General features: G+C 66.0%; 25 protein-coding genes and 2 pseudogenes. 11 read left to right on the top strand and 16 right to left on the bottom strand.

The genetic code is table 11. The features are described 5' to 3' along the window. Positions 1-52: 52 nt before the first annotated feature. Positions 53-325 (bottom strand): annotated as a pseudogene (locus tag GVY39_RS35425) (IS3 family transposase); the annotation flags it as partial. Between the two features lie 102 nt (positions 326-427). Here GVY39_RS35425 and GVY39_RS29790 point away from each other — a divergent pair. Genes GVY39_RS29790 through GVY39_RS29805 form a run of 4 tightly spaced genes read left to right on the top strand, consistent with a single transcriptional unit; the run spans position 428 to position 5,364 of the window. Then, positions 428-1,429: a hypothetical protein gene (locus GVY39_RS29790; RefSeq protein ID WP_159930240.1), complete on the top strand. Its 1,002-nt coding sequence runs from the start codon at positions 428-430 to the stop codon at positions 1,427-1,429. A gap of 5 nt (positions 1,430-1,434) precedes the next feature. Beyond that, entirely contained in the window at positions 1,435-2,388 is a 954-nt protein-coding gene (locus GVY39_RS29795; RefSeq protein ID WP_159930241.1) for an L-histidine N(alpha)-methyltransferase, read from the top strand. A gap of 9 nt (positions 2,389-2,397) precedes the next feature. Next, positions 2,398-3,549 carry an N-methyl-L-tryptophan oxidase gene (gene solA, locus GVY39_RS29800; RefSeq protein ID WP_159930242.1) on the top strand — a complete coding sequence of 384 codons (1,152 nt, stop codon included), beginning with the start codon at positions 2,398-2,400 and terminating at the stop codon, positions 3,547-3,549. A 6-nt stretch (positions 3,550-3,555) separates the two neighbouring features. Beyond that, complete coding sequence (locus tag GVY39_RS29805) at positions 3,556-5,364, top strand: DUF2264 domain-containing protein (protein ID WP_159930243.1); 1,809 nt, start codon at positions 3,556-3,558, stop codon at positions 5,362-5,364. Positions 5,365-5,377: 13 nt separating this feature from the next. On the opposite strand, the gene GVY39_RS29810 is transcribed toward GVY39_RS29805, so the two are convergent. The 3 genes from GVY39_RS29810 to GVY39_RS29820 are packed head-to-tail and all read right to left on the bottom strand — an operon-like array spanning position 5,378 to position 9,039. Beyond that, a complete protein-coding gene (locus GVY39_RS29810; protein WP_159930244.1) occupies positions 5,378-7,690 on the bottom strand; it encodes a xanthine dehydrogenase family protein molybdopterin-binding subunit in 2,313 nt (770 codons plus the stop codon). Next, positions 7,677-8,174, bottom strand: a complete 498-nt coding sequence (locus tag GVY39_RS29815; protein WP_159930245.1) for a (2Fe-2S)-binding protein — start codon at positions 8,172-8,174, stop codon at positions 7,677-7,679. Before GVY39_RS29815 ends, GVY39_RS29810 begins: the two co-directional genes overlap by 14 nt. Continuing rightward, on the bottom strand, positions 8,164-9,039 hold the full coding sequence (locus GVY39_RS29820) for a xanthine dehydrogenase family protein subunit M (protein ID WP_159930246.1): 876 nt from the start codon (positions 9,037-9,039) through the stop codon (positions 8,164-8,166). The genes GVY39_RS29815 and GVY39_RS29820 overlap by 11 nt, the downstream gene beginning before the upstream one ends. Before the next feature lie 193 nt (positions 9,040-9,232). Between GVY39_RS29820 and GVY39_RS29825 the strand changes: the two genes are divergently transcribed. Further along, positions 9,233-10,348: a glycosyltransferase gene (locus GVY39_RS29825; protein ID WP_159930247.1), complete on the top strand. Its 1,116-nt coding sequence runs from the start codon at positions 9,233-9,235 to the stop codon at positions 10,346-10,348. On the opposite strand, the gene asnB is transcribed toward GVY39_RS29825, so the two are convergent. From asnB to hsaA, 3 genes are all read right to left on the bottom strand, one after another. Further along, on the bottom strand, positions 10,338-12,185 hold the full coding sequence (gene asnB, locus GVY39_RS29830) for an asparagine synthase (glutamine-hydrolyzing) (RefSeq protein WP_159930248.1): 1,848 nt from the start codon (positions 12,183-12,185) through the stop codon (positions 10,338-10,340). The two genes, GVY39_RS29825 and asnB, sit on opposite strands and share 11 nt — an antisense overlap. A 2-nt stretch (positions 12,186-12,187) precedes the next feature. After that, a complete protein-coding gene (locus tag GVY39_RS29835) occupies positions 12,188-12,934 on the bottom strand; it encodes a BTAD domain-containing putative transcriptional regulator (RefSeq protein ID WP_159989380.1) in 747 nt (248 codons plus the stop codon). A 489-nt stretch (positions 12,935-13,423) separates the two neighbouring features. Beyond that, entirely contained in the window at positions 13,424-14,587 is a 1,164-nt protein-coding gene (hsaA, locus tag GVY39_RS29840) for a 3-hydroxy-9,10-secoandrosta-1,3,5(10)-triene-9,17-dione monooxygenase oxygenase subunit (protein WP_159930250.1), read from the bottom strand. Positions 14,588-14,729: 142 nt separating this feature from the next. Here hsaA and GVY39_RS29845 point away from each other — a divergent pair, with 142 nt between their 5' ends. The 3 genes from GVY39_RS29845 to GVY39_RS35430 all read left to right on the top strand — a co-directional run bounded on the left by GVY39_RS29845 (position 14,730) and on the right by GVY39_RS35430 (position 17,289). Next, positions 14,730-15,419 carry a PIG-L deacetylase family protein gene (locus GVY39_RS29845; RefSeq protein ID WP_201295396.1) on the top strand — a complete coding sequence of 230 codons (690 nt, stop codon included), beginning with the start codon at positions 14,730-14,732 and terminating at the stop codon, positions 15,417-15,419. Between the two features lie 2 nt (positions 15,420-15,421). Beyond that, positions 15,422-16,696 (top strand): nucleotide sugar dehydrogenase, encoded by a 1,275-nt coding sequence (locus tag GVY39_RS29850; RefSeq protein ID WP_159930251.1) that lies wholly within the window; start codon positions 15,422-15,424, stop codon positions 16,694-16,696. A 221-nt stretch (positions 16,697-16,917) separates the two neighbouring features. Continuing rightward, positions 16,918-17,289, top strand: a complete 372-nt coding sequence (locus GVY39_RS35430) for an MspA family porin (RefSeq protein WP_223522079.1) — start codon at positions 16,918-16,920, stop codon at positions 17,287-17,289. Here GVY39_RS35430 and GVY39_RS34115 read toward each other — a convergent pair. The 3 genes from GVY39_RS34115 to GVY39_RS34785 form a co-directional block, all read right to left on the bottom strand. Next, a complete protein-coding gene (locus GVY39_RS34115; RefSeq protein WP_195071850.1) occupies positions 17,171-17,446 on the bottom strand; it encodes a hypothetical protein in 276 nt (91 codons plus the stop codon). The genes GVY39_RS35430 and GVY39_RS34115 overlap by 119 nt on opposite strands. Before the next feature lie 34 nt (positions 17,447-17,480). Further along, the gene (locus tag GVY39_RS29860; RefSeq protein WP_240679483.1) at positions 17,481-18,746 is read right to left on the bottom strand and encodes a hypothetical protein; all 1,266 of its coding nucleotides are present in this window, start codon (positions 18,744-18,746) and stop codon (positions 17,481-17,483) included. Between the two features lie 307 nt (positions 18,747-19,053). Next, positions 19,054-19,332 (bottom strand): hypothetical protein, encoded by a 279-nt coding sequence (locus GVY39_RS34785; protein WP_223515933.1) that lies wholly within the window; start codon positions 19,330-19,332, stop codon positions 19,054-19,056. A gap of 946 nt (positions 19,333-20,278) precedes the next feature. Here GVY39_RS34785 and GVY39_RS29870 point away from each other — a divergent pair. Further along, complete coding sequence (locus tag GVY39_RS29870) at positions 20,279-20,623, top strand: hypothetical protein (protein WP_159930254.1); 345 nt, start codon at positions 20,279-20,281, stop codon at positions 20,621-20,623. An 85-nt stretch (positions 20,624-20,708) separates the two neighbouring features. On the opposite strand, the gene GVY39_RS29875 is transcribed toward GVY39_RS29870, so the two are convergent. The 3 genes from GVY39_RS29875 to GVY39_RS29885 all read right to left on the bottom strand — a co-directional run bounded on the left by GVY39_RS29875 (position 20,709) and on the right by GVY39_RS29885 (position 22,245). After that, positions 20,709-20,897: a hypothetical protein gene (locus GVY39_RS29875; protein WP_159930255.1), complete on the bottom strand. Its 189-nt coding sequence runs from the start codon at positions 20,895-20,897 to the stop codon at positions 20,709-20,711. Continuing rightward, positions 20,897-21,178: a hypothetical protein gene (locus GVY39_RS29880; protein WP_159930256.1), complete on the bottom strand. Its 282-nt coding sequence runs from the start codon at positions 21,176-21,178 to the stop codon at positions 20,897-20,899. Before GVY39_RS29880 ends, GVY39_RS29875 begins: the two co-directional genes overlap by 1 nt. Positions 21,179-21,354: 176 nt before the next feature. Further along, entirely contained in the window at positions 21,355-22,245 is an 891-nt protein-coding gene (locus tag GVY39_RS29885) for a hypothetical protein (protein ID WP_159930257.1), read from the bottom strand. Between the two features lie 575 nt (positions 22,246-22,820). Here GVY39_RS29885 and GVY39_RS29890 point away from each other — a divergent pair. Beyond that, positions 22,821-23,264, top strand: coding sequence for a transposase (locus GVY39_RS29890; protein WP_370523846.1), 444 nt, complete (start codon positions 22,821-22,823; stop codon positions 23,262-23,264). A 93-nt stretch (positions 23,265-23,357) separates the two neighbouring features. Here the strand turns inward: GVY39_RS29890 and GVY39_RS34790 are convergent, their stop codons facing one another. The 3 genes and pseudogenes from GVY39_RS34790 to GVY39_RS29910 form a co-directional block, all read right to left on the bottom strand. Next, positions 23,358-24,047, bottom strand: coding sequence for a hypothetical protein (locus GVY39_RS34790; protein ID WP_236565747.1), 690 nt, complete (start codon positions 24,045-24,047; stop codon positions 23,358-23,360). 94 nt (positions 24,048-24,141) lie between these two features. Then, a pseudogene (locus GVY39_RS35435) lies at positions 24,142-24,714 on the bottom strand (AAA family ATPase); the annotation flags it as partial. Between the two features lie 431 nt (positions 24,715-25,145). Further along, complete coding sequence (locus GVY39_RS29910; RefSeq protein WP_159930261.1) at positions 25,146-25,763, bottom strand: DUF6088 family protein; 618 nt, start codon at positions 25,761-25,763, stop codon at positions 25,146-25,148. A gap of 365 nt (positions 25,764-26,128) precedes the next feature. Between GVY39_RS29910 and GVY39_RS29915 the strand changes: the two genes are divergently transcribed. After that, positions 26,129-26,758, top strand: coding sequence for a helix-turn-helix domain-containing protein (locus GVY39_RS29915; protein WP_236565749.1), 630 nt, complete (start codon positions 26,129-26,131; stop codon positions 26,756-26,758). Positions 26,759-26,870 lie beyond the last annotated feature (112 nt).

The following is a 26,870-nucleotide window of genomic DNA, read 5'->3' on the forward strand; positions in this document are numbered from 1 at the left end:
CTGAAGTGGGGTCGGTCGCGTTCACTCGCTGTACATCGTCCGGTGACCGCCAATCCAGCTTCTTCTGGATGCGCTGGGTGTTGTACCAGCCGTCGATGTAGGAGAACAACGCGTTCTCCGCGTCTTCCCTTGTGCGCCAAAAGTTCCGGTACACCAGCTCGGTCTTCAGCGTGGAGAAGAATCCGCGCGATCGTCGTTCGGAAAACCGGTGGACGGACATTGCCGAACAGGTCGATCGGTCAGCGCCGGTCGCGCCCAACCGGCGAGTTCGCGCGCACTCGTTTTCCCGCGCTCGAGGCGGTTCGCTGACCGGGTGGTGACGCATCGCGACTGGGCTGTGTCACGAGGCTATCAACTCACTCTCCCAGTGTGGGAGACCTACCAGCTCTTTCTCCCAGTGGGGGAGTAACGACCGGACGGGAACCCGATGTTCCGCATCTTGCCTCCTCATGCTTTGCCCACTACCCGTGCTGATCTGCGGTTCTGTCCGGCCGTCGGGGAGGCCTTCGCCGCACTGGCCGTGATCACTCCGGCGTGGTCGGACTATGAGGCGCTGGAGCAGGTCCGGTCCGTTACCCTGCCGGAGGAGACCGCACCACTGCACCCGGCAGCGCGCACGTTGGCCGGGGCACTGGACCACGCGTTCGAGATCCAGCGCGTGAGCGGGACGACAGCGCTCGTGCACAGCGTTCTCACGGCCTACCGCATCCTCCTGGAGGAGGCGATCAATGGCGGCGTGTCCCTGACCCCACGCCAGTGGGGGACATTGCGCCTGGCGTTCTCGGCTCTGTGCCGATTCGCGGTGGACGGCACCCCGCCGCCGGTGGCCGCGGCGCTGACCTGCCGGGTCATCGCCCCCCACGGTCACCGCGACTCATTGGGCAGGTGGATTCGCGGACACCATGTGTTCATCGTGCTGCTGCAATGGATTTCAATCGCGCTGCACGTCATGGTGAGCCATGTGGCGTCGGGCGAGATTCGCCGCGCGCGTGATGCTTTGGCCACCGCATGTTTGCTCATGCGTGGCTCAGCCATGGCTCTTCGGTTCACCGGAGATTTTCCGTCCGGCGACTACGAACAGCGCATCCGTCCTACGCTGCTGCCACCGGCAGCTCCGCCGAAAATGACCGGACTACATTGGGCTGATCACCGGTATCTGGCACGCAGCCTGACGACGGCAAGTCCGGTGCTGGCCGATCCGCCGCATCAGATGCTCGCGTGGCGGAATGCGTTTCACCGGGCATTGCAGGACACCTATGAGTCCCACAAATTCGTATGCGCCGAATTCCTCGGACCCAGCGGAAGCACGCCCGTGTCGTCGGCATCCGGCTCGACGCCGATCGGCATGCTCAACCGCCTGAAAATTCATCGAACACAATTGGCAGTGAACCCTACGCGGGCTCCACGAGACACGGCTCTGCCCGAGTAATCACCATGAAGAACTTCGCAACGTCGAACGAAACACTGCACGCGACTGTCGTACGTGGCCTGACTTCGTCGGACAAGTACATACCGACCACATGGGTGTTCGATACCCGCGGTGGGGATCTTTACGAACACGCCATCACCGTGCCCGAATACTACTTGTCCGTGGCCGAGACGCGTCTGTTGACGGTCAGTGTCGCTGGCATAGCGGATGCGACCCGTGCCCGGACTCTGATCGACCTGGGGTGCGGCGCCGCGTCGAAATGCCGGCCCTTGCTCGAGCAGCTCCATTCGCGCGGCTTGTTGACCTGCTACGTGGCGTGGGATATCAACGAGGACGCTGTCGCGCAATCCGTCGAATTCGTGTCCGCCGCGTTTCCCGCGGTGGCCATCGAATCGATCGTGGAGGATTTCCACGAGTCTGCTCGACCGCTGTCGTTCGGTAACCCACAGTTGGCGATCTCCTTGGGGTGCACCTTCGGCAATCTCTCGCCCGGTGAACGCCACGCTCTCTTCAGCTCACTGTGCCGCAGGCTCGGCGCATCCGGCAGTCTGCTGATCGGCGCCGATTTGCTGAAGAATACCGACAAGCTGCTGGGGGCGTACGACGGTACCGCGCCGAGCGATTTGTGGAAGAACGCGTTGGTTCGGGCCAACGCCGAATTGGATGCTGATTTCGATCTGGACAACTTCGTCTACCATAAGCAGTGGAACGCCGCGGCCCGGCAAGTCGACCACTATCTGCGCGCAACCACGTCGCACAAGGTCAGCCTCCGGCGGATGGGAGCGACCATCGGCTTCGCGCGGAACGAACTGATCAAGGTGGCGCACTCGGCGAAAATGTCGGCCCTTGAATGGACGCAGGAGCTGGAGACGGCGTCGTACACGGTGCAACGCTGGTGGATCGACGATCGCGATACCTACGGGCTCTGTCTGGCTCAGGCTCAGCCATTCCGCGGATAGTTGGCAGTCATGTTCGATGTTATCGTCGTGGGTCTGGGCGGAGTGGGCAGCGCTGCAGCCTGCCATCTTGCCCAGCGCGGCTTGTCGGTCCTAGGACTGGAAAAGTATTCGCCCGTCCATCACTATGGCGCCAGCCACGGCGGCACCCGCATTATGCGTCACCTGCAGTACGAGGACCCGGCGTACGTACCGCTGGCGAGACGAGCTTCCGAACTGTGGGAACGTGTGGAGCACGACGCAGGCACGAGAATTTTCTCGGCAATCGGGGGACTGATGGTAGGTCCCGAGAACGGGCCACTGATCGCGGGCGCCGCGAAATCCGCCGCAGAATGGGACCTGCCCTGTGAGTTGCTGGACGCGGCCGACACCCGTCGCCGTTTTCCGACTCTCAATCCCGAGCCCGGCATGGTTGCCGTGTACGATTCCGGAGCCGGGGTTGTGCACCCCGAAGCCGCGGTAGCGGCACATCACATGTTGGCCGAGCGAGCCGGCGCGCAATTGCGTTTCCGGGAACCAGTGCTCGACTGGGCGGCTCGCGGCGACGGTGTCCGGGTGCGGACTGCCAGTGCGGTCTACACCGCCAGCCGGCTGGTGCTGTGTCCAGGCGCGTGGGCCAAACATCTGATCCATGTCGGCATGGAACTGAACGTGGAAACCATTGTTCAATGTTGGTTTCGCCCACGGGACGGGGCCGCGGACTTCGACTATGCGAAACACCCCTCCGTGATCTGGGAATGCGACAACGGCGTCATGTTCCTGTGTTGTCCCGATATGCGGGACGGTCAGGGTGTGAAGATCGGGTTCTCGTTGGGCACACAGGCAGAGGTGCCGGACAACCGAATCGCCCGTGCGGCGGATATTCAGCAGATACGCCGGTACCTGCGCAACCGCATGCCGTCGGTGGCCGGTGCGGTGCGACGGCATGCGACGTGTGTCGACGGCACGACGGCGGATCAGCATTTCGTGGTGGCGCCGCACCCGGATCATCCGAACGTGATCGTGGGATGCGGGTTCTCCGGCCACGGATTCAAGTTCGTCCCGGTTCTCGGGGAGATCTTGGCCGATCTGGCGAGTGCCGGGACAACAACGCACCCGATCGACCTGTTCGACCCGCGACGGCCGCGAACACTGAGGATCGGACACGAACTGCCGAAGGGATGACCTCCGATGGCCGACATCGCGGACCGAGCGAGTGTGCAGTTGCTGGCCACCGACCTGGCCGAGGCGGTGATGCCGTATTTCAGCCCGGGTGGCGCCCGGGTACGGCTCGGCGTGAACACCACCGGCTACGACGACACCGCGGCCGAACTGGAGGCGTTCGCCAGGCCGCTGTGGGGACTGGCTCCGCTGGCCGCGGGCGGCGGGGACTTCACGCACTGGGAGACCTATCGCCGCGGCCTCGCGTCCGGCACAGACCCGGCCCATCCGGAGTACTGGGGTCGGCCCGGTGACCGCGATCAGCGGATCGTCGAGGCGGCGGCATTGGGTTTCGCGCTGGCCCTTGTGCCGGAACAACTCTGGGATCCGCTGACCGGGCCGCAGCGTGATCGGGCCGCTGCGTGGCTGTCCTCAGTGCTCGACTGCGCGACCGTCGAGAACAATTGGCGATTCTTCCCGGTGCTGGTCGGGCTGGGCCTGGACCGGGTCGGCGTGCGATACGAACGCGCGGCCAACGTGGCGCGCCTGGACTGGCTGGAGAGCTGCGCGCTCGGTGACGGCTGGTACGCCGACGGGCTCACCGAACGACGCCGCGACTACTACGTGTCCTTCGCGATGCACTTCTACGGGTTGGTGTACGCGGCCCTGGCCGGGGAACGCGACTCCGCACGCGCCGAACGGATGCGTGCGCGGGCGAGCGCGTTCGCCGCGGATTTCCGGCACTGGTTCGCCACCGACGGCGCGGCTGTTCCCTTCGGCCGCAGCCTCACCTATCGGTTCGCCCATGTCTCGTTCTGGGGTGCGCTGGCCTTTGCCGATGTAGAAGCGCTGCCCTGGGGTGAGGTCAAGGGATACCTGCTGCGCAACCTGCGGTGGTGGCGCGACCGTACGATCACGACGGCCGACGGGCTCCTGTCGGTGGGATACGGCTACCCGCAGCCCTTGCTGGCCGAGCAGTACAACGCCCCCGGATCGCCGTACTGGGCGATGAAGGCGTTTCTTCCGCTGGCCCTGCCCGCCGACCACGCCCTGTGGACGGCTCCGGAGCAGCCCGCCCCCCAGCTGCCGGAAACCAGTACCCAACCGCACGCGGGTGTCGTGCTGATGCGTTGCGAGCAGGGGCGGCAGGCGATCGCGCTCGGTTCCCTGCAGTACCACCAGTGGGCGCGGCACAGCGAGGCGAAGTACGCGAAGTTCGCGTACTCCTCGTGGTTCGGCTTCAGCGTGATGTCCGGCGCGCACGGCCTCGCGCAGGGGGCGTTCGACAGCACGCTGGCGCTCAGCGATGACGGTGGCGAGCATTACCGGACCCGCGAGGTGCCGCTGGATCCGGTGGTGCACGACGGCTTGGTGTACTGCCGCTGGCGGCCGTGGCCGGACGTCGACGTGGAGACCTGGGTGCAGGCCGATCCGCCGTGGCACGTGCGCGTGCATCATATCCGCGGTCCGCGCGCGCTGGTCACTGCGGAGGGCGCGTTCGCGGTGGACCGCGACACTGTCGCAGGTCCGCCGACCACCTCGGCCGGCCCGGGGCACGCCCGAATCTCCGGTCCCACGGGACTGTGCGTGATCGACGACCTCGACGGCGATCGAACCGGCCAGCTCGTGGCGGCCTTTCCCGGCACGAACGTCATGGCCCGCCGCACTGTGATCCCCACCCTGCTCGGAACCCACCCACCCGGCGAGTTCTGGCTTGCCTGTGCGGTTCTCGGCCTCGCCGATGCCGTCGGCGGTGGCGACGGTGACGGCTGGCCCCAGCCGCCGAGGCGCCCCGAGCGGTCCATGTTGCTGGCCGCGCGGTCGACGCCGGACGCCTGACGATCGGCGTCCTTTACACCGCTGATCCAGTGTTGTTGCTACCCAGGGCTTCCCACAGTTCGCTGCGCGAGATCGGCATGCGGTCGATCCGCAGCCCCACGGCGTCGTCGATCGCCGACGCCACCACGGCAAGCACCGGCAGGGTGCCGGCCTGACCGACCCCGGTGACCCCGATCGGGTTCGCCGGGCAGACGTGGTCCGGTACACGTGCCAGCCGCACCGGGGGGATCTCCGCCACGCTGGGCAGCAGATACTCCGTCAGGGTCGGAGTGACCAGGCGCCCGTCCGCGTCCAGCGGGAGACGCTCGTAGAGCGCCTCGCCGAGACCGTGGGCGATGCCGCCGAGCACCTGTCCGTCCACGATCCCCGGATCGATGACCGTCCCGCAGCCGGTCACGGCGACGTAGTCGACGATCTCGATCCCGGCGGTCGCCACATCGATCTCGACCACGGCGGCGTGCACCCCGTAGCCAACGGCGGAATCCGCTGCCGTGTAGTAGGCGGTGGCGGCCAGGCCGGGGTGCTCGCCGTCCGCCAGCGGCAACGGATCGTCGAGATCGCCGGTGTCATGGGCGAATTGGACGAGCACGGGGTGGCACAGCCGGGCTATCGCGGCCAGGTTCAGCCGGTCGTGTGGGCGGGACCGCGAGACCACCACGCCGTCGCGCAGATCCAGGTCGACGATGTCGCAGGCCAGCTGGTGCGCGGCGGCTCGCAGTGCTTTGTTTCGCACCTTGTGGCACGCGATCGCCACGGCCGAGCCAGCCATGACCGCACTCCGGGAGGCCACCGTGCCAGGGGTGAACGGGAATCGCTCGATGTCGCCGCAGGTCACATGGACCCAATGTGGCGACACGCCGAGTTCGTGGGCGGCGATCCTGGCAAGGGTCGTGTGCTGGCCCTGGCCCTGGCCGGTCAGCCCGACGAACACGTGGACGGCGCCATCCGGGTCGACCCGGACGTGGGCGCCCTCGTAGGGGCACGGCCCCCGCCCAGTCCGTTCGACGTAGCAGGCCAACCCGACCCCGAGGTGCCGGCCGCGGGCGCGTGCGGCCTCGCGTCGCGCCTCGATCGTTGCCCAGCCCACGAGGTCCGTGGCCTGCCGCAGCGCGGAGGGATAGTCGCCGCCGTGGTGGGGGATCGGGCCGGGATAGGGCAGGTCCACCGGGCGGATGAGGTTGATGCCGCGGACCGCGGCGCGGTCGCGTCCCAGATGCGCGGCGATCGCATCCATGGTCCGTTCGATCACGAACATCGCCTGCGGTTTGCCAGCGCCGCGCACCGGGGTGACCGGCGGCATGGTCGTATACAGGACCTCGCACTCGATCCGGACAGCGTCGATGCGGTACAGGCCGCACAGGTGATTTGCGGTGTTGACCGGCACCCGGATCCCCACGGGTGTGTAGGCCCCGGCGTCGTGCCAGAACCGCACGTCCAGGGCGAGTACCCGCCCGACATCGTCGAATGCCACCCGCACCTTGTGGAGCTGCCCGCGCTCATGTGTCGAGGCGAAATGCTCTTTGCGGTCCTCCACCCACTTCAGCGGTCGGTCCAGTCGTCGCGCGGCCCACGCCACCAGGACCTCCTCGGGCCACGGGTGCACGCTTTTCACGCCGAATCCGCCGCCCACGTCGGGGGCGATCACCTCGAGCCTGGACTCCGGGAGGTCCAGGTGGTCGGCCAGCAGTCGCCGCAGACTCGCCGGGGTCTGGGTGGCGGAGTAGACACGCAGGCCTTCGTCGGTTGGGTGCGCGTAGACGCCCCGCATCTCCATCGGAGTGGACGCGGTGCGCTCCACGTCCAGCTGCACGGTGAGGGTGTGCGGTGCGGTCGCGAGCACCGCCGCAGCGTCGCCGTGGACCTGGATGAAGCGCCCGGCGATGTTTCCGGGAACATCGGCATGCACCAGCCGGTTGGCTGCGCGGGCGGCCTCGATGCCCACTACGGGCGGCGTCGGGTCGTAGGTCACCTGGACCCGGTCGCGGGCGTCCTCGGCGACGTACCGATCCTCAGCCACGATCATGACCACCGGCTGACCGGCATGGTGCACCTCGCCGCCGGCCAGCGGGCGCGATGTCCGCGGCTGTGTCAGCGCCGCGTGGGGTTCGAGCTGCGGCAGTGGTGCGGCTATCGATTCCGGCAGGTCCTCGAACGTGATGATCGCGATAACGCCGTCGACGGCCCGCGCGCCGGTGCTGTCCACGTCTACGATCCGGGCGTGCGGATGGGGAGACCGGACGAACACCACAGCTGGTGCACCGTGCCCGAGGTCATCGAGATACCGGCCGCGTCCCGTGAGCAGCCGCTCGTCCTCACTGCGGGTCATCGTGGCGCTCCCCGCGCATGATGGCGGCGGCGCGCAGCGCCGCGGTCACGATCGGCCGGTAGCCCGTACAGCGGCAAAGGTTTCCGGCGAGCACATCCTCGAGGTCCTGCGTGGACGGGCGGGGATTGTCGCGCAGATACGCCACGAGGGTCGTGAGGACGCCCGGGGTGCAAAATCCGCACTGCAACCCGTGCTCGACCTGCATGGCCTGCTGCAGTGCCCGCAGGGCAGGCCCGGCCAGCCCTTCGACCGTGGTGATCGCGTACCGCTGTGCGGCGACGGCCAGTAGCAGGCACGAGCGCGCCGGTGCGCCATCCACCAGCACCGTGCAGGCACCGCACACGCCCTCCTCGCAGCCGACGTGGGTAGCGGTCAGCCCGAGGTCGTGGCGCAGACAGTCCGACAGCAAGCGTCGGTCGCAGACGCGCACCAGGTGCGCCGCGCCGTTGACCCGCAGCGTGATCACGTGGGCGTCATCGGGCATCGTTGGGCTCCGCAAGCGCATGTGCCGTGGCCGCACGCAGTGCGCGGGTGGTCAGCACGTCGACCAGGTGACGGCGGTAGGCGGCGGTCGCGTACCGGTCGCCGACGGGGTGGATCTGCTCCCGTGCTCGCCGGCCTGCTGCGATCCACTCCACCCGGGTCGCGTCGCTGTCGATCGCGGTCTCGGTGAGATCCAGGGTGGGGGGCGTCACCGCGATGCCCATATATGCCACCCGCGCCCGGCCGATGCGCCGCTGTGCGGTGAGCGTGACGGCCGCGGCGACCCCGACGATCGCCCGCCCGACCCGACGCCGCCGGCTCACCTCCACCACCGCCGTTCCCGTCCCGGGTGGCGGGCGCCGAATCAGCGCCGACACCACCAGATCTCGCGCGCCGACGCCGTCGGCGAGGAACACCTCGGCGGGCACGGTCCTGGTCCCCTCGACGCCCGCCACCTGCACGCTGCCCCCGGCCAACGCCAGCGCCGCCCGCAACTCCGCCGAGGGCAGTCCACCGACGAGGCTGCCAACAATGGTCCCGCGACTGCGCACCGCCGGCACCGCTACCAGGCATAGCGCCTGACGCAGCAACGGCAGCACGCCGATCACCTGCCTGTCGTGTTCCACATCGGCTTGGCGAGCCACCGCGCCGAGGCGTACTCCCGCCGGCTCCAGTCGCACATAGTCCAGACTCGCGATCCCGTTGATGTCGACCACGTGTCCCGGAGTCAACTGCCGCGTGATCAGCAGCGGCATCAGCGACTGTCCGCCGGCGAGGATCGCCGCGTCGTCGCCCAGCGCCGCGAGGACGTCCACCGCCTCGGTCACAGTGGTCGGCGCGTGATACCGCAGTGCTGGTGGTGCCATGCGGCAACCGTCGTGCAGTCCGCTGACAGCGGCGTGACGCCGGCCCATCGCGGACCGTCAGGGGAACGTCAGCCGCGACGCCTGTGCCGTCACCAACAATCACACCTGCCACGTTCCGCCGAGACAGGAGCCACACGTGCGAGTGCTGTGCACCGTGACGGGGTCACCGTCACACGGACGGGCCATGCTCCCGATGGCTCGTGCCCTCGTCCGAGCCGGGCACGAGGTGGCCGTGGTCACCTCGGAGTATGTGGCCGAGACGTTCGCCGGCGAGCCGATGCGCGTGCATCCCGTCTTCCCTACCATGGCGCAGGTGCTGCGCGGCATGCGCGCCGGACTGTCCGAAGTACTCACGCAAGACCTCACCCCCTACCTGGAGACGGTCCACTTCGTCGGCGGTCCGCACGTAACGGCCGCGTTCCACGCGATCATGCCGGTGGCGCGGGCCTGTGCCCCGGACCTCGTGCTCCGCGACGGCGCCGACCTGGCCGGGTGCCTGATCGCGGAAGCACTTGGCGTGCCGCACCTTTCGGCACCGTCGGGCGCCACCAACATCCTGGACCCAGAAGGGGTCCTGCCACTGGTGAGCGCCCGCCGTGCCGAGGTGGGGTTGCCTGCGCAGGACGCGATGGCCATCTTCCGGTATGGCCGCCTGGATGCCATGCCGCCCCAATACTCGTGCGCCCGGTACGAAATACCACTGCCGTACGCCTACCGCCAGCCACTGTGGGAGTACGACGGCAGCATGCCGGAGATACCCACTGATAAACCGCTGGTGCTCGCCACCTTGGGTACCGCGCTGCCGATGTTCGCCGAGATCCGTCGGCAGGGACTGCCCGATGACGAGCACACTCCGCGTATGCGAGAACCGTTGCGCGCCATCATCGAGGGACTGTCCCGGGTGGACTGTCATGCTGTGGTGGCCACCGGCGGCACCCCGGTCGATGACGTCCCGGTCGGCGCGAATGTGCACCTGGTCGACTGGATTCCGCAACGGCGTGCCCTGCAGCGGTCACACCTGCTGGTGACCCACTGTGGATACAACTCGGTCCGTGAGGCGTTCAGTGCCGGGGTGCCGATGGTCGCGGTACCGCAGTTCGCCGACCAGGCGCATCATGCGGCCTTGATCGAAGGGTTCGGCCTGGGGCGGCGTGCCGAGCAGACCGCGGACGGTGTCGCCGGGGCGTGTCAGCGGGTGCTGGCGGATGAAACCATCCGCGAGCGGATGCGCAGCGCACATGGTGCGACGCTGGCGCTGCCCGACGAGGACGGCATCGTGGCGCAGCTGGAGAACCTGGTCACACCGTGAGCCGTGGGGAGAACACGTCGATCCAGGTGGCGATGTCCAACGCATGATCGATGCCGTTGCGGGCGGTGGGTGACAGACTCTCCGGCGGGTGCCGCACGACCCCGTGCAGCCAGTCCCGGTCCACGATGTCCCACACCGAATGGTTCGGCTGTGCCAGCACCTCTCGGGCCTGCTGTTGCAGCGCACGGGCATACCCCGTGTCTTGCGTGGACGGATACGGGCTCTTCTTGCGCCGCAGCACCGGCTCCGGCAGTACCTTGCGCGTCGCCGCGCGCAGCAGGCTTTTCTCCCGGCCGTCGAACACCTTCATGTGCCATGGCGTCCCGTACACGTATTGGACCAGGCGGTGGTCACAGTACGGCACCCGCACCTCCAGCCCGACGGCCATGCTCAACCGGTCTTTGCGGTCGAGCAGGTCCCGCAGGAACCTCGTCAGCGTCAAGTAGTAGCGGGCACGCATGCGCCGCTCGGTTGCGGTGTCCTCGGACAGGCTGTCGACCTCCGCCAATGCGGTGGCGTACTGGTCCCGGCTGTACTGGGCGAGATCCAGCTTGCGGGCGAGGTCTGGGTGGAGCATGTCGGTGGGGTCCGGCCAGCGCATGGACGGGCCCATCGCAGGCAGCCACGGGAAGGTGTCGTCGTCGCCGTCGGGTGCGGTATGCAGCCACGGATAGCCGCCGAACACCTCGTCGGCCGCCTCACCGGACAGCGCCACCGTCGAGTGCTCGCGGATCGCCCGGAACAGCGCCAGCGATGACATGTCCAGGTCGGCCAGTGGGACCGGGAGTTCGCGCGCGGTGATCACCTCGGTGCGCACCGCCGGGTCGGTCAGACCCGCGGTGTCCAGCACGACCTCGCGGTGCACCGATCCGACATGGTCCGCCACCAGATGTACGAAGGGGGTGTCGCGGGCCGGGCGCACGACGTCACCGCGGAACGCGTCGGCGTGTCCGGCGAAATCGACGGAAAAGGTCCGCACCCGCTCCCGCTGTGCGGTGAGGTGCCGGGCCGACAGAGCCGTGATCGTGCTGGAATCCAAGCCACCGGACAACAGGACACACCTGGGGACGTCCGCGGTGAGCTGCTGGGTGACGACCTCGTCGAGCAGGCCACGGATGGTGTCCACGGTCGTCGCGCGATCGTCGGTGTGCTCGTCGGTGCGCAGCCGCCAGTATGTGCGCTCACGCAGACCCTCACGGGTGATGGCAATCATGGTGCCGGGCAGCACGTCGCGCAGGCCGGCCCACATGGCGTGCCCGGGTGTGTGGGGTTTGAACGCCAGCATTTCCCGGAGACCGTCGATATCGACCCGCCGCGCGGGCAGCGGATGGGCGAAGATGGCCTTGGGTTCGGAGGCGAACAGCGCGCCGTGCTCGGTCGGCCACACATACAGCGGTTTCACGCCCAGCCGGTCCCGGACCAGCAGCAGCCGCTCCACGCGCGCGTCCCAGATGGCCATGGCGTACATGCCGGTCAGCCGGTCGACGAAATCGTCACCCCACTGGAGGTATGCGTGCAGGACGACTTCGGTGTCGCACAGAGTGTCGAACCGATGCCCGTGGGCCCGCAATTCGGCGCGCAATTCCCGATAGTTGTAGGTCTCTCCGCTGTAGACCATCACCACGGGGCCGTGCGGCGTGCGGACGCTGACCGGTTGGGCACCGCCGTCGACATCGATCACCGCGAGGCGACGATGACCGAGTGCCACCCGGTGATCCATCCACAGACCGTGCCCGTCCGGACCGCGGGGCGCCAGGGTCTGGGTCATGCCGGCCAGCGTTGGTCCCTCGCCGGTCAGGTCGCGGTCGAACGCCAGCCACCCGGTGATTCCGCACATGGCTAGTCCGTCTCGTCGCGTGACAGCGCGGTGTCCTGGCGCAGGATCGCGAGATAGGTTTCCCGCAGGGGTGGGGTTGGTTCGACACCGTACAGGGCTCGGAGGCGATCACGGAGGCACCAGTAGACCTCGAGCGCTTCGGCTTGGCGGCCTGCCGAATACAGCGCCGTCATGTAGAGCTGGTGGAAATACTCGCGATCTCGGTGCCGGTCCACCAGCATCGAGAGCTCCGGGATGAGCTCGCGATGCCGGCCGGCACGCAGCTCGGCCTCCAGGACTCGCTCGGTCAGCAGCGACCGCTGCTGCTCCAGATGAGTGCGCTCGGTCGAGCCGAGAGCCCCGAGCTGCACATTGATGAAAGCGTCCGTATCGGTCCACAACGTCAGCGCGCTGCGGCCGACACCGATTCCGTCCGGTGACCCGGTGCCGAGCAGGTGCAATGCGCGTTGCGTCAGCTGCCGGAACTCCGCCACATCGAAATCGGTATCGCCGAGGTCCAGCCGGTACGCACCGGAGGGCCCATGTTCGATCGTGATCTGCTCGCCCCATCCACGGAGGAACTTCTTGAGCCGCATGACACCGGACTGCAGGGCCCAGTCGGGCCGGTGCGGTGGTTGTCCGTCCCACAGCTCCGTGATCAGCTTGTCCGTCCACACGTACGTGCCCGCATTCACCAGCAGCGCCACCAACAGCTTGGACCGCATCGTGGAGGTCAGGATCTCTACTCGATCGCCCCGACGGATAGTCAACGCTCCCAATGCCTGGATACGCAGGGGTGCCTCGCTGGATATTCGCGTCCCTTCCCGGACCAGGGCCAGCGAGGATCGCATTGCCGAAACGGGTTGGGCCGAGTCGCTCATCCAGGACCCCGGTGCGCCGAAAGCGGGCGAAATATTGTTGTGCACCATCACATCTGATGTCCTGACCAGCTAAACAAGCTCAGACCGAATGGTCTGCGGGATTGATGATAGCTGCGGCGCCGCTGCAATGTTTGCTACTGCTGGGAACTCTGTGGCCGCTCGGAACTCCTCCGGAAGCCGGTGCTTTGCCGGGTCGCGCGGGCTTCATCGCGGTAGCCACGCCATTTGTCGGCCATGAATCCGGTCGGTGACGTCGTCGAGAATGTTGCGGGCCGGTACCGATCAGCTCCAACACCATGTCGCTGGCGATCAACCGGCCGGTTGCTCGGTGCCCGCGGTCACACCGGCGGCCTGCGCCGCGGAAACCGGCAGGGTGCGCTAGATCCACGGATCATCGACCGTGGCACCGAACTCGGCACGCCCCACCTGGCTGAGCACCCGGGGCCAGTCGTTGACCACGTGCACGCTGCCCGCGTGCACGTGTCGCCAGAAGCTCGCCATCGGGCCTGCCGAGGACAACGCGGTGGCCCCGGATCGGGTGAACAACTCCTCGACCGCCCGGACAACCCGGTCGGTGCCCAGCGTCTGATCGCGCCGCGTCCGCAGCCGCAAGTGGTACGGGATCCCGTCGCCTCGCTGCGCATACGCCAGTTGCTCGGCGATGTTGTGCTCCACCTGGAGGGTCGCCGCGTCGATGTCGGACGCGGCGCGCATCGACCGCACGTGCACGAACGGGTCGTCGACAGCGTGCTTTCCGTCCGAGATCCGCACCCGTGACCGGACCCAGTCCGTGTGCTCCTGGTAAAAACCTTCCGCCGCCCCGATGATCGACATGGTGATCGTCGTCGGGAAGACGCTACCCATGGCCAACCGATACAACGGAGCGTGATTGACCTGGTGGCCGGGACCGCGCAGTTGTGTCCAATCCCGCGCACTCAACACTCGGTGATCGGGCACGAACGCGCCCTCCACAACGATGTCGTTGCTCCCGGTGCCACGCAGACCGACCGAGTCCCACACGGCGTGAACCGTGTAGTCACTGCGCGGTATCAACAGGGTCAGGTACTCCGGGTCCGCACCTTCACGAGTGCACATCGCACCGAGCAACGCCCACTGGCAGTGGTCGCAACCGGACGAGAAACTCCACCGTCCCCGCAGCTCGTATCCACCGCGGACAGGGCACACTTGCCCGACGGGAGCGTACGAGGAACTGACCAGCGTGTCCGGGTCGTCCCCCCAGACGTCGTCCTGTGCCTGTGGGGAGAACAACGCGATCTGCCACGGGTGCACCCCGACGATGGCGGCCACCCAGCCGGTATTCGGGCAGGCGGACGAAATCCTCCGGACGATCCGATAGAAGTCCAGCGGATTGGACTCGTAGCCGCCGACGCGCGCGGGTTGCAGCATTCTGAAGAAGCCCGCGGAAATCAGCGCCGACATGGTCGGCTCGGGCACTCGCGCGGCCCGGTCGGTATCGTCCGCACGATCCCGGATGAGCGGCAGCACCTCGCGGACCAGTTCGAACACGGTCTTGCTGTGCATATTCCCCCTCGACGGTGACTGGCGTGATCCTGGCAAGCGTGATCGTCGATGCGGTCGCTGGCGTGCGCGTGACGCAACCGTTGGCGGCCCGCGACTCGGCGCGCATCACCCAATGGTCAGCGCGTCGCACCACTGTGTCGGCATGCCGGTATTCGGGCTGACACAGGGTGAGCGGGTCGTCGTCGTCGCGCCGCATCCCGATGACGAAACCATCGGCCCTGGTGGCACGATCGCGCGGATGACTGCCGAGGGCCTGCAGGTGCACGTCCTCTGCGTCACGGTCCGTGCCAACGGCGGGGTGGCCGACCCGCAGGAGCGGGTCACGGAGTTCGAACAGGCGTGCGCGGCGCTCGGCGTGACGACCGCCGCGGTCGTCTGGATCGATCAGGCCGGCGACATGGACATCACGACTCGGCAGCGCCGGCTGGTCGACGTGATCACAACCCACGAGCAGGCGTCGCTGGCCGCGGTGCGTCCCACCGCCCTCATGATCCCGGCGGAGGCCGGATACCACCAAGATCATTGCGCGGTCTTCCGCGCTGGGTTCGCCGCCGCGCGGCCACGTCCCTCGGTGCCCACCCCGCGGGTGGTCCTGGGGTACCGCGGAGTGGAGGAGCACTGGTCGCCCACCCACAACGCGTGGCCGATCACGGTCGACACCACCGACTTCTGGGCCACCAAAGAGCAAGCCCTGCGCTGTTATCGGTCCCAGATCCGGCCTGATGGCCAGCCCCGATCCCTGGAGCACATCCGGCTCGTCGACGCCGCGGTCGGAGCAGGCTACGGCCTCCGCTACGCCGAGTTGTTCCGCCCGTACCGACTGGCGTGGTGATCATGACGCACGCAGCACACGAGAAGGTGACCGTCGTCGGGATCGGTTACACCGGCCTGCCGCTGGCCGTGGCACTGGCACATGCGGGTGACCACGTGTGGGGTGTGGACGTCGACCGACGCCGGGTGGCCGCGGTCCAGCATGGAGACAGTCCGGTCGACACGGTCACCGCCGCGGAAATCCGGTCCGTGGCCGGCCATCTGCATCCCACCACCGACCCCGGCGTGCTGGCGGACAGCGCGATCGTCGTCGTGTGCGTGCCGACGCCGGTCCACGAGACGGACAACACCCCTGATCTGCGCCCACTGATCTCGGCGGTCACCACGATCCGCGACCACCTGCGTCCGGGACAGCTCGTCGTGGTCGAGTCCACCGTGCCCCCGGGCACCACCGTCGATCTGCTGAGGCCGATCCTCGAAGAGTCGGGTCTGGTCGCCGGGATCGACTTCAACCTGGCGTACTCGCCGGAACGCATGGATCCGGGCAACACCAGGTTCCGGCTGACAACGACTCCCCGCGTAGTCAGTGGGCTGACCCCGGCCTGCCGCGACCGAGCCGCGATGTTCTACCGGCGGGTGGTCGCGAACATACACACCACAGTCGGAATTGCCGAAGCGGAAACAACGAAGATCCTCGAAAACGTCTTTCGCCAGGTGAACATCGCCTTGGTGAACGAATTTGCCCAGGTATGCCATGAGCTGGACATCGATATCTGGGATGTCATCGCCGCGGCAGCCACAAAACCCTACGGTTTCATGCCGTTTCGGCCAGGCGCGGGTGTCGGCGGGCACTGCATTCCCGTCGACACCCTGCTGATGATCCACCACACCACCACTCGGCTGGGCCGGGCGCTGCGGCTGGCGGAGACGGCGCACGCCATCAACGCCGACATGCCCAGATGGGTGGCCGATCGCATCGTCAAGGACCTCGACGACCGAGGCGTGACACTGCCCGACGCCACCGTCCTGTTGCTCGGCGTCACCTACAAGCCCAACGTCGCCGACACTCGCGGAACGCCCGCCATCCCGCTCACCGAGGAGCTGCTGCGCCGCGGCTTGACGGTGACCTATCACGACCCGTACATCCCTGAGCTGCGCTGGGCCGGACAGCGGTTGCGCCGCTGCGACGATCTCGCCGCTGCCGTCGGCTCCGCGGATCTCGTGGTCGTAGTCCAACGTCACAGGGACTACGACGCGCAGACGCTGGCCTCGGCCAGAAGGCTGTTCGACGCCACCGGACCGGCAACCGACCACCACCGCGGCACCGCGCAGGGTTGATCCCCACAATCCGGCATGCTTCCCGGCTGCTGTATGTGCTGCTTACTCTCTGCGTACCAATGCCCGCTGGCCAACTCGCACCGCAGCTTGTCGCCGCCGTCACCCCAGATTCGCGCAACGATTACTACTCGCCTCGATCCCCCTTTGTTGGGAGCGGGCGTGCGCTGAGGATGACGTCAATGCAGTCGATCACCTCGTCCCTTGGCATCGACGGTGGGCTGATGCCGCCAAGCCTTTTGGTGGTGACTCCACAGGTCTTCGTGTCGCCGGAGGAGCGCCAGTCGATAGTGTTTCCCAAAGTAGAGGTGAAACCGAAAATAACTGCCCGCCTTGCAGCGGGAACGATCTCGGACATCGTTGTCGAGAAGATTTCCCTGAAAGATCACAAACTACGCATCGACATCGTTCGAACCAGTATCAAGGCCGATGGCTGCCTGACCGGACTCACACTCCGTTCCTACGTGATCGTGACGTTCACCGACAACGTTCCCACGTCGGGTTTTTCAGGACGTAGTGGCGGCCGAGCCGGTGTGTCGTGCGGTTCTCGCCGAAGGCTTCGGTATCGTCACCTTCCACGGCGAGGACGCCAGTGACCTCGAAGGCGCCGTGGTGGTCGCTTTCGTCCCACTGTGGCAGCCCGTCGAGGTACACATGCGTGTTTCGACCGCACCGCAGCACGGCCCCGGCCATGGCGTTCTCGGCGATGCCGTAGAGCACGACCTCCTCGTCGAGATAGTCTGCGAAATCCACTCTGTCCTCCTGGCCGCGGCTATGGTCGGTGGTTTCAAGGCATGTCCCGCACGAATGCAATGCAGACCACCGAACTGTCGAAATCGGGATAACCGGTGAAGAATCTCTCCGGTCCGCTCTGGTAGACACGCATCGGATCCTCAGGGTCGGTACGCTCGGCGTGATTGGCATGCCACCAGCTTCCGCTGCCTTCGTCATACCATCCGTAGTCGAACTTTATGAACCCGGGCTTACCCTGGAAGAGGTCCTTGGACATGTCGACCTGCCCGGTGTGGGGGTGGGGGGCGAACCTGTCCGGATTCGGAAGCACCGACGAGGTCCCCAGCGGGTGCCCGAGGATGGTTGTGGCTGGTTTTCCGTCCAAGCCCAGCTTCTCTTCCTGGCCCGACCAGAAGTGTTTGGCGAATATGTGTGCGCGCACGTTCGACAGATCACCGGAGGGTAGCGCGTCGGTGACCCCGCGCAGCGGGGCGAGGTGTTTGTCCGCGCGTACCAGCTCGGCGAATTTCGCGGCGTCTGCAGGCCCGGTGGCGAGGATGTCGTTGAATTTCGCGGCGTACTCGGATACCTGCTGGAAAACCTGCTGTCCACCGACGGCCTTGGCGGCATCTCGGGCCTCGAGCAAGGCGGTGACCTGCTCCGCCCCGATGCGGGCCCAGTACTGCCGCGTTGTCGTTTTGGCCTGCTCGTATTCGTCTTCCAACTCTTTGATCTTCGCCTGTAGGCGCGGCACGGTGAATGAGTCCTGACCCGCGCCCGGCTTCTTCAACTCGGTCTCGAGGTCCTGTCGCGCCCGAGTCAGATCGCGCCGTAATCTGTTCACCGCGTCGTTGGCGATCTCCCCGGGGCCGAGCACCTTCTCGGTCTCTGCGACCAAGCGATGGGCTCGCGCGTCGGCGAATGCCAGATTCGTCGGAGGAACCTCGATGCCGGTGCGGCCCAGGCGCACCATGGTCAGTCCGATACAGCCCAAGTCGACCGTCTTGACTTCGGCCTGGGTGAGCTTTCGCCCGATTCGGTCCTCGAAGGACTCGATATAGTCCTGTTTAGTGTGGACACGTCGCTCCGCGGCGGCCACCGGCCGGTCGAACAGGACGGAGGCCGGCGCGGGGACCGGCGACGCACTCTCCGAGACATCGCGGCCAGCCGCCCTCACGGGGTTGGCGCCATCTCTGTCGGTGGTGAGTGCTTCCTCGACACCGCGGTTGAGCGTGCGTGCCGTTGGCCTGAGTATGGTTTCAGCGGCACCTTCTACCGCCCGAACGGTCGCACCCGCTAACCGTTCGGTGGCCTCCCGCATCACACGCCCGGCCTCACTCACCCGCTGACGACCTGTCCTCCCACAGCTCCGGCGTCGAGCATACGTGCGGGGGCAAATCTGAGGCAAACCTCAGAAATCGCGCCGGGTGTAGCACCGCGCTCGGTATCGGGGAATAGCGAGCACGGCCGGAATCTGGGAGGAAGGGAGAAGCCCGAGAATGGCCAACAGAGCCCCTCCCGAAGCCGAGGCTACTTCCGCGCGACACGCCAGTCGCAGCGAAGCGACTCCCAACCATGACCAGCCCGTCATCGCGCCGGGTCCGAACAACCACAGAACATGACGCGCATTAGGTCAGGGGGTAGAGGTCAGTAGTAATCGCACGGAAAAACAACGACGATGGCTTATCAGCAGCGATGTTCGTCACCGTGACCGGCCAAACGCCTGACCACCAACACGGGGTCGCCGTAGTATCGGCCGAAAATCGGGCGGATTTGGCGTAGCCGCTGGTCAGTGGGTGCGGGGAAGCGTCAGGACCGATGAGGCTGGTCAGTTCGCGCATGGCCTGGGGCGAGGGTTTGAAATAGCGGCGCAGGTTCTCGGCCTTGCGGTGACGCGATTTGGCCATCAGTTCGAGCAGGCTCGCGCCGGATTCGCCGAGGTGTGTCAGGCCGGAGTGCCGGAGTTCGTGCAGGTCCCATCCGGTTCCGGGCCCGTCGGTGGCGGTGGCGGCGTCGAGGAGATCGCGGGCCTGGTCGTAGGACAGCGTGCGAGTCCGGTGTCCGGGCAGGTGTCGCGGTCTGCGAGGTATTTCCCTGGTCCGGGTCGGCGGTGGGTCACGAATACCGGTCCACGGCTTCGGCCGCGGAGCAATCGCGGTAGTAGCCGGGCGGTGCCGGCGTCCCAGTAGACCGTTTCGAGGACGTGCTCGTGGTGGGTGGCGCCGCGGCGGCGGGTGCGAGGTTTGGCGCCTTTGGACTTCACCCGGGCGCACCGGCCCGCCAGGTCGAGGTCCTCGATGTTGAGCTGGAGCAGTTCCTCTGTGCGAGCGCAGGTTCATACCGCATCCGCCACAGGGTCTTCTCCCGCAGATGGATCTCGCGACGGGAGATGAGCCGATCGATCGCGGTCCACGAGCGCACTGGTGTCTCCGAGTCCAGCGGAGTCGATTGCGCGGCCGACGCCGGGACGTCCCAGCCTTGCTCTCGGCACCAGGACAGCCATTTCGCGACCGCGGCGCGGCGCGCGGTCCAGGTGTTGACCGCCGCTTGGCCCCAGAGAGATTCCAGGGCCGCGCCGATCTCGTCGTCGGTGACCGCTCATCGCCTGTGCTGCCCGGACCGCGTCCCATTGCCGCTGCCAATGTAACGGTGCCATCGTGGTGTATCTCGGCCCATGCCTCCCGGAAGGCGTCCGTCCGGCCGTCGCCGCGATTCATCGCCGTAATCCACCGGCGTAGTCCGACCCGGGGGTTGAACGTATTGCCGCCGTCGAGTGGATGCGGGCAATCCGTGCTGGCGTGCTGGACGGCGGACTCGCTCGCCCTCTTCAGTCGGTCTCGGGCGTCCGTAGGGATGGGCGAAGGGATCGAGGTCGATGCGGGTAGTCGGCTTGTCCGCATACATGTACCGGATTGCGTCGTCGAGTGCGGCGCGGAGGTGCAACGGATCGTCGACCTCGAGGTAGCCCCACCGACCGAACCGGCCGCCGTTGTTCGCCGCCACACACCACAGGTTGCTGGCGGTGTCTGCCTTGATCTGGCGGGCGCCTTGGTCCTTTCGGCCGCCGGAGACCTCCAGAATCAGGTAGCGCTGTACATCCTCGTCCCGGCGGCGGAGCCGAACGAGGAAGCCCGGCCGGTAACGGCGCACGGCCCCGGTTTAGGGGATGGCGAATTCAAGCGGTCATTCTTGACATAGGCGGCCACGTCAGCGTGCCGTTCCAGCTCAAGGGCGGCGATCTCCTCCCAGATGTTGCCGGAGCCTCCGCCGCCGGAGTCGAGCACTACATGAGACACTGGCACTTCTCATCCGTCACGTGAGTGGCCTTGGTCGTCTGGAAGCGCACGTCGTCGGCGCTTCCGGTGGGTGGGCAGAATGCACGATCGCGGACCACCGGATCGCGAGAGCGTTCGTTCCAGACGATATGGCCGGTCCGGTGCTGCGCGGCATCCTCGGCGTACACGCCGATCATCAGCCCGGGAAAACGCCGTCGCTGTATCGGACCCTGCTCCCCATCCATTCCCGTGTCGCACGAACCAACTGCGGGACCAGCCACGGCTCGTGCACCTTCTGCGCATCCGAATACAGCGGCAGCAAGGAGTTCACCGCTAGCTTGAACGCCACCTCATTGGATCGTTTGCCGCGCAGATCGTCCAGGGTATGCGCATCTGTGGCACCGATGACACCGGACACCTCTGTGCTGATCTGCTCGTGAAAGATTTTGTGGCATTCCGCCCGACCGTGATCGAACATCTTTTAAGATCTTCGAGAGGTGACGAACCGTTCTCCGAACTGTAGTGTGACTGACCTCCCGATGTGTCCACTCGCGGCCACCATCCGCCGGCGCAGCGCTCGAGGGCCAGTCCGCGAAAGCTCAGATCCGACCCGTGATTCCGGGCCAACTGGAAATCAGGGGCTGATAGCGGGCATCATTTTCGTTCTTCGGTTGCAGTGGTGACGGACGCAATTCTTCCTTCGTGATCGTCTCGACCCCTCGGCAGGTGGCCGCTCTCGGAGTCGCCGTTCGGCGCCTTGCCATCACGCAATGGCGTAGCGGAACCTATCGAGATATTGAAGTCGAATATTAGCCCCCTCTTTAAATCGACTTGACTTGCACGGAATGGGTTCGAGCATTTTTTGTTTCTTGGAAGAATCTGATGCTGCCACTGGTAAACATCCGCATTCGAGTAAGTGCCATGGTAGGCGATCAATTGTGGCCCACGACTTTCCGGTGGCATCCAGGGAAGCCCGGGATCTTGCTCTCGTATCAGGTGAACCATCACGAGTTCTTCGAGCAAGAAGGCCAAAGTTGCACGGTCGTGCTCCTGGACCTCCGCATGGACCAACGCGCTGAATATTGGGTCGGTAGCAATTCTTCTTTCAAGAATTTCAACGCACTTCTGAAAGGTTCTGGCGACTCCCAAGAGAAGATGATTCCACGAGACACACTCCAACACACCAGATTCGACGAGTGCATGTCCCTTTGTTGCTTCGATCCGGCGGAAAGCGTTCTGGTGACCGAGCATCTGCGCAACAGTCCGCCTGTGAACGCTGAACGCGGACTCCTTGCCGTTATTACAGTACAGGCCATCAGTATACAATATGACGATCTTCAACGCGCGCTCGGGATTTGCCGTAAGGAAGGACAGGACCACGTCGTATGTCGCCTGTGGCCCCTGTGAGTTCTGTAGTTTGCTCATGGAAAGCGGCAGGATGAGGGTGGAATTGTTCGGTAGCGGACCGATTTCATCCCCACGCGCTCGAATAATTTTTCCGCTACCATCGGGTGGCGCCACCACATCCTGGTTGATCGGATTCATCTACCCTTACCCTTACCCTTACACTCGCGGCTATATTTTTTGAGGCTCATTAAATGGTATTCGGTCGTACACTGCGAAGAATGCGCCGAGTTCTCGCAGCGGTGGACAATTGGACGTGGCGAAACAATTCATTCGACGCTAGAATTAGCGATAGAAACCGAATCAATGGAAACCTAGGATATGTGTGCGATGATGGTGCTGAATGAAGCTTTTGGCGCACTAGATGTGCTCGACCGACGTGGGCGCCGCCGGATGAACTAACGACAAGTAATTTCACGCAGCGCCAATTTCGTGGTGGACATAGGCTGACAAGTAGCCAGATGATAGCGGAATGTCACAGATGGTGGCAAGCCGCTGTATGCGTCCCGGGGAAGTCGAAGTCTCAATCCGTGAACCCGTTGCTCTGGCGAGGGGGCCCGAAGCTTGTCGGCACTTCCGACGGCAAGCCGCCGACGCGGCGGCCCCGCGATGGAGAGGAATCCGAGTATGGATGATGATCCGGGTAAGTCCCCGGGCGACCGGATCGCCCACCGCCACTCCTGCAGCATGAAATCCCGCTGCACCGCGTCGAGTGCGTGTTGCGCGTCCTGGGCCGCAAGGTGCTGTCGCTGCTGCTGACGGCCGGTCAGGGGGCGGACTGCCCGCAGTTCACCGCGATGCTCGAGGCGATCTCGGCGCCCCGCCTGGGCGCCGGTCGCCCGCGGACCCGTCCGGACGAGGCACTCGCGGACAAGGCGTACAGCTCGCGCGCCAACCGCTCCTATCCGCGCCGACGAGCAATCACCGCGACGATTCCGGTCCGGGCCGACCAAGCCGCCAATCGGCGCAAGAAGGGTTCTGACGGTGGAAGGCCACCGGTGTTAGACGCCGAACGATATAAACAGCGTCACGCGGTCGAGTGCGGGATCGGACAGCTGAAGGAAAACCGGTTCGTGGCAACACGGTTCGACAAGCTCGCCGTCCGCTACCAAGCCGTCGTGCACATCGCCGCCATCAATCAATGGCCACGGCATGGGTAAGGGCGGCCATCTGCTTGCCCTCACACTTCTAAATTTCGATCCACCGATGGGTTACTGCTCGGTTGAGGCGTGCTGCCGCGCTGATGTCGCTGGCTACATTCGATGATGAGAACCATGTCCAGAATCGAGATCGAAATCGCGCCGAGCAGAGTGGATCTCGTCTTCCAGTTCCCTATCGCTCACGCGGCGCCACTGGTCGACTCGAAGTTCAGAGACGGCGCGGGCGAGTTCGTCGGCGTGGCGGCGCTGCGCGTCGTCGAGCGTTTCGACCAGTCGCCAGCGCAGTGCTGCGGCGGGCTGTTCATCCGGTAACGGGCGCTGCGCGGCGGCGGTGCGGACATCAGTCGGTACGTCCAGGTCGGTGTCGGCGGCGTGGGACAACTCCTCGGCCAGTTGTGGCCAGTACGGGTCGGTCGTTATCTGTCTGTCGACTTCTTGGGCGAGCGTTGCCCAGCGGCGGGTGTTGGTGTCGAGGTCTCTCAGACGCGACCGCACTGCGGCATCCAGTTGGACCTGGGTGCGGCGTTCGTCGACTGGGTATTGCACCGGTCCGGTCAGGCGGCGGTCGTGGTCGGGGACCGCGTGTGCTGCCCGCCAGATAGCGAGTGAGGCGGTGAGGTTCGGATCGCGTTCGACGAGCTGCCGCGCCCACACTGGTGCGTTTTCGGGTGTCCAGGTGTGGGTGGTAGCGCCGATTTGGGCGGCGAGGTCCTTGATCTGGGCCGCGCGTACTCGCAGGTGTTCGCCGAAGTCGGCGTCGTCGCGCAGCACCGGCGGGATCACCGGTATACGCGGCGTGCACTACGGCGCCGAGGGTGCCGACGTGGACGCGGCCGTGGTCGGTGTAGAAGGCGATCGCGGCCGTATCGCCGTGGCGTAGGGCGAGGCTGGCGGCGCGCTCGCTCGGGTTGTCGAAGCGGACGACGCTGGTGAGGGTGGCGGCGCCGGCGTGGTGGACGATGTCGCGGATCACGCCTCCGGCCTGCACGCAAGACAGTTGCCGGTCATCACCGACCGCCCGCACGCTGGCCCCGCGTTCGATCAGCCAGGACACGGCCGAATCAAGTTTCAGGGTGGGGGTTTTCGCCGCCTCGTCCAGCACGACGAGGGTGCGGGGTCCGATCGCCCGCACCCAGTCCGGTGCGTCGTCGAGGGCCCGCTCGTCCGACCGGATGTCGTTGATCACGGTGACGAGCATGTCTACGGTCTTGGAGTCCGCGCCGATCTCGCTGCCGAGGACACCGGCGGCTGGTCCTTCCGGTGCCAGCCCGAGCACGGTGCCGCCCTCGGTGGTCCAGGCGCGCACCAGCGCGGCCATGGCGGTGGTCTTCCCGGTCCCGGCCGGGGCGATCGCGACGTGTAACCGTCGTCTGGAGGTGGCGAACTCGCGCAGCAACTGGACTTGGCCGTCGTTGAGCATCTGGCCGTTGTTGTTGGCGGCGTGCTTCATCCTCTACACAGCACGCATGAAACCCGCGAACCAACCGATACCGGTCGAGCAATACCGCCAGACCGGCCGGAGCTGGAGCTACGAGTAGGACGAAAATCCCTCACCATCGCAACGAACGGATCATCACCGGGCACCTGCCCCGGAAAACAATCGCGATTCCGCAGCCAGGGCGGGCTGGTGACGAGGGCTGACACCAAGAATGCCCGCGCGTGCAGTCGATCTACCCTGCCTGGGGGCCTGCTGCTAATCCCGAAGACCGCAACCAGCAGACCCAGGTCCTAGAGCCCGAGCCGAGCACGCCGTCAACGGTGTCCGCGCCGGAACAAAGACAGCCCTCGGCAACCGCAGGCCGAGGTTGAACGGACGCGGTCAGCGACCACCTCGCCCGGACCAACTGTTCGCGCAGGGATGCTCACGCAGGAGAGGAGGTATCAGGTCAGCGTGTCTGAAAGCTGCAAATCCTCACTCAGTCGCCGCAGATTTTCGCGCAACGTCGGAGATCTTTCACCTTCCGCTGCGGTCGCGACTTCCCGCCAACGTAGCTTTCCGGCGGCCACCGCTTTGCCAACTGCATCTGCGAGCGCGGACCAGCCCTCATCGACAGTCGTCTCCCAGTCACCACGCAGCAGCTCGAGTGTGGCGATCTCTAGCGACGTCAACGCCAGCCGCTTGAGGTTGCTGCGCTTGGACACCTTCACGCCGGGCACCGCTGACGGCACCGGCCCGGTCACGACCATGGTCGGCTCAGCAGGGACCTGTGTGGTCAAACCAAACGCGCGCGCCGCGGAGAATCCTGTCGGCCCGACGCCGATAGTACCCAGCACCTCCACTGCGATGACCTCTGCCGACGGCCTGGTCGTGCCATAGCGGGTCTTAGCGCCCTTGAAGTACAGGCCCCTGCGGATACGCACCAGCTCTCCACGCCGGAGTGCACGCTTGACCGCTGAAGTTGCAGCAGACGAAGTCCCCGGCAGGCGGTTCGTACGCACAAAACTGCCGACCGGCGCTGTCGCCAACGCCCAACTGGCGCCAGCTACTGCCGCTCCCATGACTTGAACTGTATCGAGAATCATGTCACGCTTCGAGACAGCAAACCTTGTGCGTCGTCGTACCTGCCTGCGTCGCTCGCAGCACGACAGCGGCGCTCGGCACGCCCGACGCCGGTGCCTGCGCTGTGCGCACAGGCTTAAGGCTAGGCCAGTGACTGGCGATACCCTGACATCGTCCCGCGAGATCGTGGCGGACCTCAGCTATTCGAGTGGGCGCGATAGGTTCGGACTCTCTCAATAGTGCAATCGCGCTGTCAATGTAGGGACTCAGGTGATACTTCACCGTTTGTTATCAAGTGACGCTTGACCTTTCGACCTGATCGATGGTCTTGTTCCGAGCGTTGTTTGTCGTCCGGAGCGAGTGGGTGTGTGTGGATCAGCAGGCGTTGGCCGAGTACCGGTATCGGGCGGTGTGCGAGGTGCTCGGTGGGGCGCCGATCGGTGAGGTCGCCATCCGGTACGGCACCACCCGCCAGTCTCTGCATTCCTGGCGCAAGCGGTTTCAGCAGGAAGGCAAGCCCGGTCTGGCCGACAGATCCCACCGGCCGCACCACAGTCCGTCGAGGATCGACGCCGAGACCGAGGCGTTGATCTGCCGGATGCGACGCGAGCATCCCCGCTGGGGTGCCCGGCGGATCAGCCACGAACTGTCGCGGCAGGAGCTCACACGGGTCCCGTCGCGGGCGACGGTGCATCGGATCCTGACCCGCAACGGCATGATCAACCAGCGGGTCCAGCAACACAAACGACGATATCGGAGATGGCAGCGACAGACCCCGATGCATCTGTGGCAGCTCGACCTCGTCGGCGGAGTGCCGCTCGCGGACGGACGCGAATGCAAGGTGCTGACCGGCATCGACGATCATTCCCGCTTCGTGGTGGCCGCCGCGGTGCTGACCGCGCCGTCCGGGCGGTCGGTCTGCGAGGCGTTCACCGCGGCCATGCGCCGATACGGGGTGCCCTCGGAAGTGCTCACCGATATTCAAACTCGGTGACGGGCTCGAAGCCCTCGCCCGGCACGGCCGGCCGGGGTGAGAATTCGGGTCTCCGGCGCCTGCATGCCACCACTGGTTCACCGATCGGGGTTGTGCCCCTTGCCTGTTGATC

The sequence above is a fragment of the Nocardia sp. CY15 genome, from assembly GCF_009829295.1.
Lineage (GTDB): Bacteria > Actinomycetota > Actinomycetes > Mycobacteriales > Mycobacteriaceae > Nocardia > Nocardia sputi.